This is a genomic window from Nonomuraea rubra (assembly GCF_014207985.1).
Lineage (GTDB): Bacteria > Actinomycetota > Actinomycetes > Streptosporangiales > Streptosporangiaceae > Nonomuraea > Nonomuraea rubra.
Genome location: NZ_JACHMI010000001.1, coordinates 9560337 through 9575618 on the forward strand (window position 1 = coordinate 9560337; position 15282 = coordinate 9575618).

A 15282-nucleotide genomic window follows, 5' to 3' on the forward strand; every position below is an offset into this window, starting at 1 on the left:
TCAGCCGCCTGGGGCGGACTCTTGGTCGCCGGGAGCGGGCTCGTAGTCGAACCAGTCGAAGGCGACGCTGCCGGCCGTGACGTACATGCCGGCGACCCGCCCGGTGAAACCGCCGGCGACCTGCGTGGCGACGTACCGGCCGTCCAGCTCGGCGAGCACCTGCCCGTCCACGGAGAAGGCGATCGTGTCGGGGCCGCCCGCGCCGACGCCCAGGGCCTCGGTGGCCGGGGCGGTCACGGAGGGCGGGAGCAGGTCCGTCGTGCGGAAGGCCAGGGTGAGAGTGACGGGGCCGGCCGGCACCGGCCGCTCGGCCACGCACTGCCGTACCGGCCCGATGCGGGCGATCACCCGCGCCGTTCCCTCGCCCACCTCCAGGTCGTAGTGGTGGGCCTCGTCCATGCGGACCGACAGCCCGCCCGTGCCGGACCCCGGGTCGAGGCGGGCGCTGACGCGGCAGTCGGGATGTTGCTGCCGTCGGCCGACGAACGTGCACCCGGGCCGGTCGAGCGTCGGGCCGGTGGCGTGCAGGGTGAGCGAGCCGGCTCGTTCCGTCAGCGACCAGGAGCCCTCGGGGCGGGTGCGGGGCGAGATCCAGTACGGGGCCAGCGTGCCGGCGTCGAAGTCGTCCCGCGACGGCGCCGGCGGGAACGGGTGCCAGGCGGCGGGCGCCGGATGCCGTTCGAGTACCGGGCCCGCGACGGGCCAGCCGTCCCGCCACTCGACCGGCACCAGGAACGTCTCCCGCCCCAGCACGTGGAAGCCCGGGGTGTGCCCGCGCGGCCGGGTGCCGAGCAGCACCATCCACCACGTCCCGTCGGCGGCCTGCACGAGGTCGGCGTGGCCGGTGCACTGGATCGGCAGGTCGGTGCTGCGGTGGGACAGGATCGGGTTCGCCGGCGCTGGCTCGAACGGGCCGCGCGGCGAGCGGGCGCGCGCGATCGAGACGGCGTGCCCCCGGTCGGTGCCGCCCTCGGCGATCATCAGGTACCACCACTCGCCGACGTGGTAGAGGTGCGGCGCCTCGGGCCACTGCAGCCCGGTGCCCGACCAGGTCGGGAACGGCCCCTCCAGCACCTTGCCCGTCTCCGGGTCGATGCGTGCCAGGTTCACCCCTGACGTGGCGCACCAGCACGAGCCGTCCTCGTCCCACGCCAGGTCGGGATCGACGCCCGGCAGGTCGATCCAGACCGGGTCCGACCACGGGCCCTCGGGGCGGGCGGCGCTGACGATGAAGTTGCCGCGGTCGCTCACGTTCGTGTCGACCAGGTAGAACCGGCCGTCGTGGTGGCGCAGCGTGGGCGCGAAGACGCCGCCCGACGCCGCGGTCGCGGGCGGCAGCCTGAGCTGCCCGGGCCGGTCCAGCGCGTTGCCGATCTGCCGCCAGTGCACCAGGTCGCGGCTGTGGAAGATCGGGATGCCGGGGAAGTACTCGAAGCTGGAGCAGGCGAGGTAGTAGTCCTCGCCGACCCGGCACACGCTCGGGTCCGGGTGGAAACCGCCGAGCACCGGGTTGTCGTAGGTCCGCACGTTCAGCCCTCCAGGAGGCGGGTTCGGGTGGTGAGGCGGCGCGCGCCGCGCAGCTCGCGGGCCTCGCCGGTGAGCCTGATGGCCTGGCGCAGCGGCGGCTCGTCCGCCGACGGGCCGGCGGCGAGCGTGATGAGGCCCGGCTCGACGATGCGGCGCAGCTCGACGCCGGTGTAGGAGAACGCGTCGGCCGGCACGCCGAACGTCACCACGCGGCTCTCCCCCGGCTCCAGCGGCACCCTGGCGAACCCGATGAGCTGGACGGCGGGCCTGGCGACCTGCGCGACCGGGTCGGAGGCGTAGAGCTGCACCACCTCCTCGGCGGGCCTGGCGCCGGCGTTGCGCACGGTCACCGACACCTCGATCTCGCCGTCCACGGGGCACTCCGCGAGGTCGGTGGCCATCGCGACGTACTCGATGGGCGAGTACGACAGCCCGTGCCCGAACGCGTACGCCGGCGTCGGGTCGAGCACCGTGATGCCCTCGGCCTTCCTGCCCAGGGGCGGCTGGAGGTAGGTGGAGGGGTTGATGGCCGGCGAGGCGGGGATCTGGACGGGCAGCCGCCCCGACGGGTTCACCCGGCCGCTGAGCACGCCGGCCAGCGCCGCGCCGCCCTCCACGCCGGGGAGGAACGCCTGGATCGCCGCCGCGACCCGATCCTTGTACGGCCCCAGCGCGTACGGCCGCCCGGACACCACCACGAGCACCGTCGGCGTGCCGGTGGCCAGCACCGCCTCGACCAGGTCCGGCTGGAGGCCGGGCAGCCGCAGGTCCGCCGCGTCGCAGCCCTCGCCCGAGGTGCCGCCGCCGAACAGCCCGGCCCGGTCGCCGACGAACAGCAGCGCCAGGTCGCACCCTCCGGCCAGCTCGGCCGCCCGTCCGATGCCCGAGCGGTCGTCGCCCATCACGTCGGCCCCGACCGCGTGGCGCAGGTCGGCGTGCGGGAACTCCTGCGCCAGCCGTTCCCTGACGGAGGGGATCGGCAGGCCCATGCCGTGCTCGGGGTAGCGGTCGAGGACGTGGTTGGGGAAGGCGTAGCAGCCCAGCAGCGTGCGCGGGTCGTCGGCGCACGGCCCGATGACCGCGACGCGGGAGGTGGTGGCCGGGTCGAGGGGCAGGACGCCGGCGGGGTTGCCGAGCAGGACGATGGAACGTTCCGCGACGGTGGCGGCGAGGCGGCGGTTGCGCGGGCTGTCCACGTCCAGGTTCGGGTCCAGGTTCGGGTCCAGGTTCAGGTCCAGGTTCACCGGCTCGCCCGCGGTACCGGCGTGCGGGAGGGCGGCCGGGTCGCCGTCGAGGAGGCCGAGCTCGATCTTCTGCCGCAGGACCCGCCGCACCGACCCGTCCACCAGCGCCTCGTCCACCCGCCCCGCGCGGACGTGGCCCACCAGGTGCTCGCCGTAGGCATGGGTCTCGGGCAGCTCGACGTCGATGCCCGCCAGCATGGCCAGCGCCCCCGCCGCCGGCAGGTCCTCGGCCACCCCGTGCATGGACGCCAGGAACGGGATCGCCCAGTAGTCGGCCACCACCGTCCCCTCGAAGCCCCACTCGTCGCGCAGCACCCGGCGCAGCAGGTGCGGGTCCGCGCTGACGGGCACGCCGTCGAGGTCGTTGTAGGCGCCCATCACCGAGCGTGCCCCGCCCTCGCGCAGGGCAGTCTCGAACGGCGGCAGGATCACGTCGGCCAGCTCCCGCGGACCGATGCTGGCCGGCGCCTGGTTGCGGCCCGCGCGGGAGGCCGCGTACCCGGCGAAGTGCTTGAGCGTGGCGATGATCCCGGCGCCCTCCAGGCCGCGCACGTACGCCGCGCCGAGCTGCCCCACCAGGTACGGGTCCTCGCCCAGCGTCTCCTCGACCCGTCCCCAACGGTAGTCGCGCACCACGTCCAGGACGGGCGAGAGGCCCTGGTGCACCCCGGCGGCGCGCAGGTCGGCGCCGATCGCCGCGGCCATGCGCTCGATCAGGCCGGGGTCGAAGGTGGCCGCCCAGGCCAGCGGCGTCGGGTACGCGGTGGCCCCGTACGTGGCGAACCCGGTCAGGCACTCCTCGTGCGCGATCGCCGGGATGCCGTGCCGGTTGGCGGCCATCACCTGCTCCTGCATGGAGCGCAGGCGGGCCGCGCCCTCGGCGGGGCTCAGGGGCGCGGTGCCGTAGACGCGGGTGAGGTGCCCGAGCCCGTAGCGCAGCCGCTCCGCCAGGCCGCCGGCCACGACGAAGCGATCTTGCAGGGGGGCGACGTTGCCGGGCTCGTCGCTCTGGATCCAGACGGCTCCGAGCTGGGCCACCTTCTCCTCGAGGGTGAGCTCGGCCAGCAGGCTCTCCACCCGTTCCTCGGTCGTACGGGCGGCGTCCTGCCAGGGGGCGAGGCCCTGCGCGTTGACAGATGTCATGGTTGCGACCTTCGAGAGATTCATCCCGATCAATTAAGCCGGGACTTTAGGGGGCGGCCGCAAACTCGTCAAGAATATTTCGAGACCATACCGAAAATTTCGGTGCCACCTTTCTGGAACGCCGGAAGAACTTCTCCAGCATCCCCTCTGACCAGCGGCCATGCTCGATCAGTGCCGGTGAAACTTTCAGGAAACAGAAGCGCCCGCCCCCGTGCGGGGAGCGGGCGCCGTCGTGCTGCGGAAGGTCAGGCCACGTTGCTCTCCTCGGCCTGGCGGTTGAGCGTTTCGAGGTCGAACGCGCCGGACTTGACGGCCGCGGTGAACGCCTCCCAGTCACGGCGGGGAACTTCCAGCACCGTGTCCGGGTTGTCCGCGTGGATGACCTCCACGTGGTCGTTGATCCGCTTCGCCGCGACGCGGCTGGCGTCGTGTGACATCTGCAGCACTCCTCTCGGTGCACTTGCGGGCTCCGCCCCGGTCACCCGTTCGCAGGAGGACCGGGGCGGTTGCGGGCAGCCTCGCATCCCGGCGGGCGATCGGCCAGCGGTATGCCGGCCGGACCGGGTGAGGAAAACCCATCCGGAGATGACGATCTTTAGACCTCGGTGGTAGAAACGCCGCCCGCCATGGCGAGCACGGTGGCCATGGGGCCGCGGTGGTTGTAAGGCGTTGTTAAGTCAGAAGTTAGCGGTGGTGCGTAGCTTCACTGGACGAAAGAGACAGCACCGGATTTATGGATGTTTCTAGCTTCGTTGAAGCATTCATCCGGAGATCTCCCCGCTGTCTACAGTCCTACCCGTGGGGGCCCAAGTAACAAGGACCAACGTGTGGAGCGAGCTGCGCGTGAGCTCCACGCCGAAGCTCTACCTCTCGATCTCGCCCAACCTCACCGCCCTTGCCATGATCACCGACGCCCTCGCCGGCCGCCGGCGCGGGCTGCCCGAGCTCTGGCGCAGGGCGATCAGCTCGCGGGTCGGCCCGCTCGGCCACGAGGCCGTACGGCCGCTGTCGGCTCCCGGCACGTCCATCGCACCGGACAGCCTCGTGCCGAACTCCCCCGTCAGCGGTGACTTCTCCATCCAGGCCCAGATCGGCGCGCTGCACGACCTCCCGGGCGAGGCCCTGGTCGAGGACCTGGAGCGCACGTTCGGCCCCGGCCCGCTGCCCGCGCACTGGCGCGCGGCGGCCGAGCGGCCCACCCGCTGGCTGCGCGGCTACGCCGGCGCCCTGGCCGACGTCTGGAGCACCACCGAGCCCCTGTGGAAGCGGGCCCGCCCGCTGCTCGACAGGGAGGTCGAGCGGGTCGGCGTCACCACCGTACGCGGCGGCCCCGAGCTGCTGCTCGGCGCGATCAGCGACCGGATCGTGTACGGCGAGCGCGGGCTGCTGCTCCCCGGACCCGAGGCCGGCACGCACGAGCTGGGCGACCGGCGGATCGTCCTGGTGCCGATGCTGGCGGGCAGGGACGCGCTCGTCCTCGGCCTGGACGACCCCGGCGCCGTGTGGATCGCCTACCCGGTGCCGGGGGCGGAGTCCATGTGGCGCAAGCCCGTCGCGCCCGCCCTGGACGAGCTGTCCGCGCTCGTCGGGCCGGTGCGGGCGGATCTGCTGTGCGCGCTGGACCAGCCGATGACCATGTCCATGCTGGCCACGGACATGAAGATCGCGCCCAGCGGGCTCACGTACCACTGCGACCGGCTGCGGGCCGGTCGGCTGATCACCAGGGAGCGCCGGGGGCGCGAGGTGTGGATCGCCCGCACCCACCGGGCGGAGGAGCTGCTGGAGCTGTTCCGGCGCTGAGTGGAGGGAGGGAAGCGTGCTGAGGTTCCACCGCGACGCGCTGGACGGGTGCGCGGCGGCGGCCAGGTCGGCCTCCGGCGCGTTCGCCGGCCTGACCGGTCCTGCGCCGGACGCCGCGGCCTTCGGGAACGTCTCCGGTTCCGCCGCCATGGGCAGGGCGGCGGGCGAGCTGAAGCGGCTCTCGGACGAGGCGGCCAGGACGCTCGGCAGCCGCCTGGAGGCCGTGGAACGCGCGCTGGACGCCGTCGAACGCACGCTCACCACCGCCGACGGCGCCGCGGTGCGGCGGTGAGCGCGACCACCGCTGCGGGCGGGGAGGTGCGGCGGTGAGCGCGATCGACGAGGTGAGGGCGGCTCCTGGGGGTGGGGAGCTGGCCGAGCTGGCCGCCAAGGTGGTCGGCGACCCGGGTGCGATCAGTGCGGCGGCCGGGGCGTGGCGTGCCGCCGCGGGGACCGGCGAGCGGCACACCGGCGCGCTGAGCGCCGCCGCCGCGGAGGTGGACGGCGCCTGGGAGGGCGCCGGCGCGGACGCGTTCGCCGGCTACCTGGGCAGGCTGACGAGCTGCGGCGACCGGCTGCGCCAGGCGCTCGCGGAGTGCGCCGGCCACCTCGACACCGCCGCCCGGACACTGCGCGACGCCGAGGCGGCGGCACAGGAGATCTGCCGCCAGTACGCCGCGGCGGCCCAGGAACTGCGCGCCACCGGAACCCAGACGGCCACAGCCCCGGCACAGGCCGCTGCCGGGCAGCCGCTCACCGAGGAGCAGCTGGCCCAGGCCCTGCGCCCCATGCTCGACGAGTCCCGCGGCGCCCTGCAACGGCTGGTCACCGACACCGGCACGACCCTGTCCACCACCGCGGGCAAGATCGAGACCGCGCTCGCGACCATCCCGAACGTCGCCGCCGAGGTCCCGGAGCCCGACACGCAGCCGTTCACCCCCACCCCCGGCAGGCCGATCGGCTGGTCCCCCGCCCGGGTGGAGGGCCAGGTGACCGCACTGGCGGGCGCCACGGGACCGAGCCCGGGCAGCGCCGGTTTCGGCGGTTACGGCCCCAGCGGCCCGCCGCCCCCCGGCGGCGGCCCGGCCCCGCAGGGCCAGGTGGCCGACTGGATCAACCAGGCGATCGCCATCCTCAGGGCGAACGGCGTCCCCGCCGACAAGATGAACCCGAACGACATCTGGATGATCATCAAGCACGAGTCGGGCGGCAACCCGCACGCCATCAACAACTGGGACTCCAACGCCGCCAAGGGCACCCCGTCCAAGGGCCTGATGCAGACCATCGACCCCACGTTCAACAGCTACAAGCTGCCGGGCCACGGCGACATCTACAACCCGGTGGACAACATCATCGCCGGCGTCCGCTACAGCATCGCCCGCTACGGCTCGGTCTCGAACGTGCCCGGCGTCGTCGGCATGAAGACCGGCGGCGGCTACCAGGGCTACTGATCGAGCGCGGGCTTGGCGGCCCGCGCCGGGTCCAGCACCGGGCCCTCGGGGATGAGCTGGAGCAGGTTCATGGGCACCGGGGTCGCCTGGGCGGCCTGGTAGCCGAGCTTCTGCAGCACGTCCGTGCCGGGCACGGCGTAGCGGCGGCCCTCCTGGGTGACGAGGTAGTACGACTGGACGGCGGCCGCCTGGCCGTCCCCCGGCAGCACGCCCGCCAGGACGGCCCGGCCGGGCGGCAGGCGTACCAGGTCGGTGGCGTCGCCGTGCGCGGCGGGCAGGGTGGCGCCGGTGGTGAGGCGGACGCGGGTGGAGCCGGCGCCGGTGTAGACGGCGCAGAGCGGGCTCGCCGGGTCGTAGGCCGTCATGCGCGGCATCACGGCGGGCAGGCCGTCGGCGGCCACGGACGTGCGGGAGTGCGGGGCGGCGTTGGCGGTGGCGGCGTCGATGCGGATCTCCCTGACCGCTCCCCCGCCGTACGCGGCCCGGCTGGCGGGGTCGCTCAGCAGGAGCGTGGCCTGCCCCTTGGTGACGGGGGCGAGGCCGTCGCCGAGCAGCACGTACCAGCGGGCCTCGCCGCCCGCGACGCCGTCCGCGCGGAAGACCTGCCCGACGGCGGCCGACCTGCCACCGGGCCCCGGCACCGGGCGGCCGCGCCCGGTGATGGCGGGCGCGGCCAGATCGGGGCCTTCGGGCAGCGCGTTCAGCCAGGACACCGGTACGGCGGCGGGCTCGGCGGAGGTGAGCCCGCGGGCGATGCCGGGGGCCACCCGCATGCGGGTGCCGCGCCAGATCGCCCACGGCTGCCCGCCGACGTCCACCAGCAGCGCGTCCCCCTCGGCGACGGGCGTGCCGCCGACCTGGCCACCCGCGACGAGCATCACGTACGGGTCCCGCCCGGCCGGCTCCCGCACGCAGGCCGACCAGGGGCCGCGGGCCAGGTTCGACGGGTCGGGCAGCGAGTCGGGGGCGCCGGGGATGCCGATGGCCGCGCCGCGCTCGTACGTGGCCAGCGCCTCGCGCGCGACGACCCGCTCCTTGACCTGCCCCGAGGACAGGACGAGGCGGGCGGAGGCGTAGTTGGTGACGGGGATGAGCCGGCGCTGGTCCTGGCTGTAGACGAACCGGGCGCCGGTCTCGCGCTCGATGATCAGCGTGCCCGGGTTCTCCAGGGACTTGGTGCCACCGGGGCGCAGCAGGCCGTACACGGCGAAGCCGACGCACAGCAGGACCGCCACCATGATCCCGGCCAGGAACCCGACGTTCTGGCGGCGCAGCGGCCACTCCGGCTGGTTGGGCTGGGCCCGCAGCAGGGCCAGCCCGATGCGCTGCAGGGTGAGGCGGTAGGCCTGGTAAAGGTCGCGCTGGCTGTGCACTCCGCCCCTCTGATCACACGAGTACCTGCTTACTCCAATTTATCGGGATAAAGCATGGGAAGCGGCTCGGTTTCCGAGTTGAGAACGGTTAATGATCAGTGAATGACATCGGCACTTGACCGCGGTCGCGTGTTACAGGGTGGATGGCGTGAATCCGGATACGCGTTATATCACCCCCGACGCTATCGGGGAGGTCCGGCGCAGCATCAGGGACGAGCTGCTGCCGATCTTCACCGAGGTGCGCCAGATCTTCGAGGAGAACAAGGCGGTCGACTTCCCCGGCTGGGGGGCCGTGGGCGAGTGGACGGTCGGCGCGCTCTACCGGTCACTGCTCGACTCCTTCCTGCGCGACGCCGACGCCGTGCTCGCCGTCCTCGGCCGGTGGGAGGGCGACGACCTGAGGTACGCGGAGCAGAACTGGCGCACGGCCGAGGACCTGGCCGTCCAGCGGGTCAAGCCGTGAGCCGGGTGCCCAGGGTCGCGGGACGGGCCAGGGACGGCTCCGTCCTACGGTCCGCGAAGAGCACGCCCGACCCCGCCGCGGTGCAGGACACACTGCGCAGGGCCGCCAGGCTGGAGCCGTCGCTCGCCCTCGGCCTGCTGGCCACGGTGCCGGCCGTGGCGAACGTGCCGGGCATCTGGACGGCGGCCTCCAACCTGCAGTCGGGCGCGGGCGGCCGGCTCGACAAGGGCGCCAGCAACGCGCTCACCGCGGTGATCAACTCCTCGGGGCGGAGCTGGATCGCCGAGGACCAGAAGGCGTTCGCCGGCGCCGCCACCGAGCTGCGGGCCGCGCTCGACGCCTACCGCACGAACGTGCAGTGGGTGGCGGGGCACGTGGACAGCATCGGGGACGGCTTCGCCGTCTACTGGGGCGCGGCGGCCGGGATCGCGCGGGCGACGTACCTGAGGCTGCTGCAGTTGCAGGTGCTCGCGCTCGTCCCGCAGACCAGGGTGGCCGCGCGGGTGGCCATGCGCGCGACGGCGGCCCAGGCGAACGTGTCGCTGGGCGCGGCGACCGGCCGGTTGCAGACGTTCCTGAACTCGGCGTTGAGCGCGGTCGCCGCCTACAGTGGCGGCACGGCGGCCCTGCAGCTCATGTTCATGCGGCCGGACGGCGCGGCGAAGATCGACTTCACCAGGGCGGCCATCGACGCCTCGAAGGCGGGCACGTTCGCGCAGCCGCCGGGGCAGGGGCTCCCGGCCGCCGCGGGCACGTTCGACTGGCGGGTCAGGACCCCGGACGGGGACCTGGACCTGGACGACGTGGTGCGGAACCAGCCCTAGCCGACCAGGCCGCGGATCGTCTCGTACAGGTCCAGCACGGCCAGGGACAGCGGGATCAGCGCGATCATCAGCAGGATGTCGAAGATGTCGCCCGCGCGGCCCCAGAACGGGGACGGGCGCGCGGCGGCCAGCCACAGCGCCGTCCCCGCCACGGCCAGGGCGAGCACCACCAGGCCCGGCACGACCAGGTAGAGCACCGTCGCGTCCGCCGCCGTCACCACCGCGGCGGCGGCCGGCAGAGCGACGCCGAGCAGGGTCGCGGACAGCAGCCAGGCCCGCTGGCCGCGCCCCTCGAACACGCGGGCCCGCATGAGCAGCGACAACGACAGCGCCGCGCTCATGGCCAATGCCGTCCAGGTGTCCTCCAGCAGGAGCAGCACCTGGGCGGCGAGCACGACCATCGCCACCGCGCCGAGCAGCCCCGAGCAGAAGCGGTCGGCCACCACGGTCTTGTCCATGACCAGCTCGCCGTCCAGGTCGCCGCTCTCGCGGCGCAGGTCCTCCGCCGTGGTGGGCAGGGCGGGCAGCGGCATCCCCGCCAGCCGGAACGACAGCGACGGGATGGTCGTGGTCAGCCCCACGGCGAGCGCGGCCAGCCCCGACACCACCCCGGCCGCAGGCAGGTCGAACGCCATGACCAGCCCGGACGCGAGCAGCCCCGCGAGCGCGGCGACGGCCACGCCGAGGAAGGCGGGCAGCGCCCGCGCCACCGCGAACCCGGCCGCCGTGGCGAGCATCAGCAGCACGCCGCAGGCCGACAGCAGGTTGTCCGGTTCGAGGAGCGCCTGCCCCGAGGCGGGGCCGGCCAGCCCGGCCAGGAAGCCGTACGGCAGGGCGGCGTACCCGATCACCGTGCCGGCGCGGGAGTCGCCGAGCGCCCGCGACAGCGTCACGGCCACCAGCAGCAGCACCAGCGCCACGGCCGCGGCGACGAGCGCGACGGGGGTCCAGGGCGGCCCGGCCAGGGGCAGCGCGGCGGCGCCCAGGCAGGACAGGGCTGCGGCGGCCCGCAGGCCGTAGGTCCTGGTGGCGGCGGGCTGCCAGCGGCCGGTGCGCTCGATCACGCCGGTGGCCACCGCGTCGGCCACGTCGTCGAAGACGACCTCGGGCAGCTCGTGGCCGCGCGGGCGCAGGTGCAGCAGCTCGCCGTCGTGCACGTCCAGCTCCGACAGCGTCACGCCCGGGTCGAACGGCGGCCCGCCCAGCCGCTGGAGCACCCAGCCGCCGTGGGCCAGGCCCGCCTCGGCCAGCCCTTCGCCGGCGACCCCTTCTCCAGCGATGCGGAGCAGGGTCGGCAGCAGGTTGCCCAGCGGGATGTCCTGCGGCAGGCCCAGGTCCAGGAAGCCGCGCGGGGTCACGACGGTGACCCGGCACAGGTCGGTTCCGGTGGCGCTCACAACGCACGAGTGTATGGATCGGGCATGCCACGCGAGAGGCCAAAAGCCTCTAGGAATTTTGAAATATCGCCTATATCCCTACGTCAGCGGCTTACATGGGGCCGGTGATCGTGGTGCGCAGGCCGGAGCGGCGCAGGCCGCCGGAGCCTCCCGGCGGCGAGGTGCTCCTGGAGTCCCCGCCGGAGATTCCGGAGACCGTGACGGGTGGCGGGCTGACGCAGCTCCTGACGTACCTGCCGATGATCGCGGGGGCGGGCGCGATGGCGCTGATGTTCACCGGCGGCTCCACCGGCAACCCGATCATGCTGGTCTCCGGCGGCCTGTTCGCGATCTCGATGGTCGGCATGAGCGTGGGGCAGCTGATGCGCAACGCCGGCGAGCGCAAGAACCAGCTCAACGGGCAGCGCCGCGACTACTACCGCTACCTGGAGCAGGTCAGGAAGCGGGTCCGGCAGGCCGCCGCGCAGCAGCACCGCGCCATGACCTGGAACCATCCCGACCCCACCGCCCTGTGGTCGCTGGCGATGACCACCCGGCTGTGGGAGCGGCGGCCCCGCGACGACGACTTCGCGCAGGTCAGGATCGCGACCTCGGCGCAGCGGCTGGCGCTGCCGATGATCCCGCCCGAGACCAGGCCGATCGAGGACCTGGACCCGGTGACGGCAGGGGCGCTGCGCCGGTTCGTCCGCACGCACGCCACCGTCCCGGGGCTGCCGGTGGCGCTGGCGCTGCACTCGTTCGCGCGGATCGTGCTCGCCGGGGATCCGGTGGCGGCCCGCGACCTCGTACGGGCTGCGCTGGCCCAGGCGGCGGTGCTGCACTCGCCGGAGGAGCTGCGGATCTCGGTGTGCGCGGGGCGCGAGCGGGCCGCCGAGTGGGAGCCGGTGAAGTGGCTGCCGCACGCCCTGCACCCGACGGAGGAGGACGGGGCCGGGCCTGTGCGGCTGCTCGTGGCGGATCTGGGCGAGCTGGACGAGCTGCTCGGGTTCGAGCTGAAGGACCGGCCCCGGTTCAGCAAGGGGCTGTCGGACGGGGCGGTGCCGTACCACGTGGTGGTTCTGGACGGCGGCACGGTGCCGGCGGGCAGCCAGCTCGGGCTCGACGTCATCGAGGGCGTGACCGTGATCCACCTGAGCGGCGCGACCCCGCAGGCGCCGTCGCAGCTCACGCTGCGGCTGGAGGTGACACCCGGCGAGCTGGCCAGGGTCGCGGAGGACGAGCTGGGCAAGGAGGTCAGGACCGTACTGGGGCGTCCTGACCGGATGGCGCAGCCCGCGTTCGCCGCGCTGGCCAGGCAGCTCGCGCCGATGCGGCCGGCCACCGCCGGGGGCGGCGAGGACCAGCGGGACGTCTTCGCCACGAACACCACGCTCACCGACCTGCTCAGGATCGGCGACGCCCGGCAGCTCTCGCCCCGGCTCACCTGGCAGCCCCGGCCCGTCAGGAACCGGCTGCGGGTGCCGATCGGGCTCGGCGCCGACGGGCGGCCCGTCGAGCTGGACATCAAGGAGGCGGCGCAGGGCGGCATGGGGCCGCACGGGCTCGTGGTGGGCGCGACCGGCTCCGGCAAGTCGGAGCTGCTGCGCACGCTGGTGCTGGCGCTGGCGATCACGCACTCGTCCGAGGTGCTGAACTTCGTGCTGGTCGACTTCAAGGGCGGGGCCACGTTCCTCGGGCTCGACGCGCTGCCGCACGTCTCGGCGGTGATCACGAACCTGGCGGACGAGCTGCCGCTGGTCGACCGCATGCACGACGCGCTCCACGGCGAGCTGGTACGCCGCCAGGAGCTGCTGCGCGCGGCCGGGAACCACGCCTCGCTGCGCGACTACGAGCAGGCCCGCGAGCAGGGCGCCGATCTGGAGCCGCTGCCGACGCTGTTCATCGTGCTGGACGAGTTCAGCGAGCTGCTGTCGGCCAAGCCGGAGTTCATCGAGCTGTTCGTGATGATCGGGCGGCTGGGGCGCTCGCTCGGCGTGCACCTGCTGCTGGCCTCGCAGCGGCTGGAGGCGGGGCGGCTGCGGGGGCTGGACACGCACCTGTCGTACCGGATCGGGCTGCGGACGTTCTCCGCCGCCGAGAGCCGGGCGGTGCTGGGCGTGGCCGACGCGTACTCGCTGCCGCCGGAGCCGGGCAACGCGTACCTGATGTTCGAGACGACCGGCATGACCAGGTTCAAGGCCGCCTACGTCTCGGGGCCGCACCTGGCACGGCAGCCGCACGCCCCCGCCGCTCCCAGGGGCCACCGCGGGAAGATCGTCTGGTACGGCGCGGAACGGGTGCCCGCGCCGCCCGCCGCCGGGCCGCCACCGGTCGTGGAGGACAGGGGCAGGCAGGACACGCTGCTCGACATCGTGGTGGAGCGGCTGGCCGGCCAGGGGCCCGAGGCGCACCGCATCTGGCTGCCGCCGCTGAAGGAGCCCGCCTCGCTCGACCGGCTGCTGCCCCGCATCGAGGCCACGCCCGCGCACGGGCTCACCGCGGCGGGCACGGCGCCGGAGCGGCCGGGACGGCTGCACGCCGTGGCCGGTGTCGTGGACAGCCCGTTCGACCAGCGGCGGGACCCGTACTGGCTGGACCTGTCGGGCGCGGCGGGCAACGTCGCGATCGTGGGCGCGCCGCAGACCGGCAAGAGCACGCTGCTGCGCACGCTGATCGCCTCGCTCGCGCTCACGCACACCCCGAAGGAGGTGCAGTTCTACTGCCTGGACTTCGGCGGCGGCACGCTGTCGGCGCTGTCCGGGCTGCCGCACGTCGGCGGGGTCGCGGTCCGGCTGGACGCCGACGCGGTGCGCAGGACCGTCGCCGAGGTGCGGGGCGTGCTGGAGCGGCGGGAGCGGCTGTTCGTGGAGCAGGGCATCGACTCCATGGCCGGCTACCGGCGGCTGGTCGCCTCGGGCGGCTACGAGGGCGACGGCTGGGGCGACGTGTTCCTGGTGGTGGACGGCTGGTCGGTGTTGCGCCAGGAGTACGAGCAGCTCGAAGGCGACCTCGGTGACCTGGTCACGCGCGGGCTCGGGTTCGGCGTGCACGTCATCGGCACGGCCAACCGGTGGATGGAGTTCCGCGCGGGCGTGCGAGACCTCCTCGGCACCCGGCTGGAGCTGCGGCTCGGCGACCCGTTCGACTCCGAGATTGACCGCAGGGCCGCCGCGAACGTGCCGGAACGCGCCCCCGGCCGCGGGCTCACCCGCGAGTCGCTGCACTTCCTGGCCGCGCTGCCGCGCATCGACGGGCGCCAGGCCGTGGACGACCTGGCCGACGGCGTCTCCGCGCTGGTCCAGGCGGCGAAGGCGGCCTGGCACGACCACCCGGCGCCGCCCGTCCGCCTGCTGCCCGCGCTGCTGCCCGCGCACACGCTGCCCCCTCCCCCGCCGGACGGCACGCGTGTGCCCATCGGCATCGACGAGGCCGCGCTCGCGCCTGTCCTGCTGGACTTCGACGCCGACCCGCACTTCGTGGTGTTCGGCGACACCGAGAGCGGCAAGAGCAACCTGCTGAAGGTGATCGCCCGGGGCCTGGCCACCGGGCAGGCGCGGTTCGTCGTCATCGACTACCGGCGCTCGCTGCTCGACGCCACCGACACCGAGCACCGCGTCGGCTACGCCGCCTCCAGCGCCGCCGCCGCGACCCTGCTCAAGGGGGTGCACGAGGTGATGCAGGAACGGCTGCCGCCCCCCGACCTCACCTCCGAGCAGCTCAGGACCCGGAGCTGGTGGACCGGGCAGGACCTGTACGTGATCGTGGACGACTACGACCTCGTGGCCACCTCGGCCAACCCGCTGGCCGTGCTCGGCGACCTGCTGCCCCAGGCCCGCGACATCGGGCTGCACCTGGTGCTGGCGCGGGCCATGGGCGGCGCCGGGCGGAGCATGCTGGATCCGGTGGTGCGGCGGCTGAAGGAGCTGAACTCGCCTGCCGTCATGTTGTCGGGGCCGCGGGACGAGGGGCAGCTCTTCGGCAACGTACGGCCCCGGCCGCTGCCCGCCGGGCGGGGGCTCTACGTGGATCGGCGGTCGGGCGAACGGCTCATCCAGACCGCCTTCTCCGGGACGTGAGCGCG

General features: G+C 74.0%; 11 protein-coding genes. 6 read left to right on the forward strand and 5 right to left on the reverse strand.

Translation table 11 applies throughout. The features are described 5' to 3' along the window. From HD593_RS43555 to HD593_RS43565, 3 genes are all read right to left on the reverse strand, one after another. On the reverse strand, positions 1-1527 hold the full coding sequence (locus HD593_RS43555; protein WP_185108534.1) for a glycoside hydrolase family 43 protein: 1527 nt from the start codon (positions 1525-1527) through the stop codon (positions 1-3). Positions 1528-1529: 2 nt separating this feature from the next. Beyond that, on the reverse strand, positions 1530-3914 hold the full coding sequence (locus HD593_RS43560) for a glycoside hydrolase family 3 N-terminal domain-containing protein (protein WP_185108536.1): 2385 nt from the start codon (positions 3912-3914) through the stop codon (positions 1530-1532). 245 nt (positions 3915-4159) lie between these two features. Then, the gene (locus HD593_RS43565; RefSeq protein WP_185108538.1) at positions 4160-4351 is read right to left on the reverse strand and encodes a hypothetical protein; all 192 of its coding nucleotides are present in this window, start codon (positions 4349-4351) and stop codon (positions 4160-4162) included. A 361-nt stretch (positions 4352-4712) separates the two neighbouring features. On the opposite strand from HD593_RS43565, the gene HD593_RS43570 reads away from it, so the two are divergent. The 3 genes from HD593_RS43570 to HD593_RS43580 are packed head-to-tail and all read left to right on the forward strand — an operon-like array spanning position 4713 to position 7165. Next, positions 4713-5714, forward strand: a complete 1002-nt coding sequence (locus HD593_RS43570; RefSeq protein ID WP_185108540.1) for an ArsR/SmtB family transcription factor — start codon at positions 4713-4715, stop codon at positions 5712-5714. 16 nt (positions 5715-5730) lie between these two features. After that, positions 5731-6006 carry a hypothetical protein gene (locus HD593_RS43575; protein ID WP_185108542.1) on the forward strand — a complete coding sequence of 92 codons (276 nt, stop codon included), beginning with the start codon at positions 5731-5733 and terminating at the stop codon, positions 6004-6006. Positions 6007-6040: 34 nt separating this feature from the next. After that, positions 6041-7165, forward strand: coding sequence for a transglycosylase SLT domain-containing protein (locus tag HD593_RS43580; RefSeq protein ID WP_185108544.1), 1125 nt, complete (start codon positions 6041-6043; stop codon positions 7163-7165). Here HD593_RS43580 and eccB read toward each other — a convergent pair. Further along, a complete protein-coding gene (gene eccB / locus HD593_RS43585) occupies positions 7159-8538 on the reverse strand; it encodes a type VII secretion protein EccB (protein ID WP_185108546.1) in 1380 nt (459 codons plus the stop codon). The genes HD593_RS43580 and eccB overlap by 7 nt on opposite strands. Positions 8539-8686: 148 nt before the next feature. Between eccB and HD593_RS43590 the strand changes: the two genes are divergently transcribed. After that, complete coding sequence (locus HD593_RS43590) at positions 8687-9001, forward strand: hypothetical protein (RefSeq protein WP_185108548.1); 315 nt, start codon at positions 8687-8689, stop codon at positions 8999-9001. Next, positions 8998-9825 carry a hypothetical protein gene (locus tag HD593_RS43595; RefSeq protein ID WP_185108550.1) on the forward strand — a complete coding sequence of 276 codons (828 nt, stop codon included), beginning with the start codon at positions 8998-9000 and terminating at the stop codon, positions 9823-9825. The genes HD593_RS43590 and HD593_RS43595 overlap by 4 nt, the downstream gene beginning before the upstream one ends. On the opposite strand, the gene eccD is transcribed toward HD593_RS43595, so the two are convergent. Beyond that, on the reverse strand, positions 9822-11222 hold the full coding sequence (gene eccD, locus HD593_RS43600; protein WP_185108552.1) for a type VII secretion integral membrane protein EccD: 1401 nt from the start codon (positions 11220-11222) through the stop codon (positions 9822-9824). The two genes, HD593_RS43595 and eccD, sit on opposite strands and share 4 nt — an antisense overlap. A gap of 95 nt (positions 11223-11317) precedes the next feature. Here eccD and eccCa point away from each other — a divergent pair, with 95 nt between their 5' ends. Next, complete coding sequence (eccCa, locus tag HD593_RS43605; RefSeq protein ID WP_185108553.1) at positions 11318-15277, forward strand: type VII secretion protein EccCa; 3960 nt, start codon at positions 11318-11320, stop codon at positions 15275-15277. Positions 15278-15282: the final 5 nt, after the last annotated feature.

Coding starts and splice junctions, on each gene's coding strand:
- eccCa (WP_185108553.1), top strand. CDS start 11,318: ATGGGGCCGGTGATCGTGGTGCGCAGGCCGGAGCGGCGCAGGCCGCCG.
- HD593_RS43560 (WP_185108536.1), bottom strand. CDS start 3,914: ATGACATCTGTCAACGCGCAGGGCCTCGCCCCCTGGCAGGACGCCGCC.
- HD593_RS43565 (WP_185108538.1), bottom strand. CDS start 4,351: ATGTCACACGACGCCAGCCGCGTCGCGGCGAAGCGGATCAACGACCAC.